This window comes from Haloferax sp. Atlit-10N, from assembly GCF_003586325.1.
Lineage (GTDB): Archaea > Halobacteriota > Halobacteria > Halobacteriales > Haloferacaceae > Haloferax > Haloferax prahovense.
Window position 1 is genome coordinate 1 of sequence record NZ_PSYX01000121.1, and the last position, 506, is coordinate 506.

Consider the following 506-nt stretch of genomic DNA (forward strand, 5'->3'; position numbering starts at 1 on the left):
TGTGTACGTAGGGATAGAGACCATTGTTCTCCGGTATCATTGATTCTGGGTCTGTATAGTCAATATACCCGACTTTCCCGATGAAAACATGGTTATCAGGATATACGTCAAAGGACTCGCAAAGCTTCTCATAGGTGGATTGAATTACTGCCCCTTGATTCGACTCAATATAGGCACCCCACATGATACTTGACTCGTAGTCATTGATGTGCCAGCAGTTGGCGAATACCTGTTCCCCATCCCCCTGTCCGACCATCGGCTCTTTCCGGGTTTCTTCGACGACCCATTCAACCGTCTCATCGCTGTACCAAGATTCAATCTCTTCGCGATCAACTTCTGCATCAGTCTGTTGTTCTACCTGTTCTTTCACAAAGTCGATATCAACCTTTTTTTGAAGATTTTCCCAATGGTTTCGGACTTGTTGGGCGTAATGTCCCCTATTTTCGACGTTACCTCGCGGTACTGTTCCCTCGAAGTCATCCCCAAATTCAGCCGCTTGAGAGAAA

At 46.2% G+C, this 506-nt stretch carries 1 pseudogene; it reads right to left on the reverse strand.

From position 1 onward, the window contains the following. Window positions 1-370: pseudogene (locus C5B91_RS22210) on the reverse strand (hypothetical protein); the annotation flags it as partial. Window positions 371-506 lie beyond the last annotated feature (136 nt).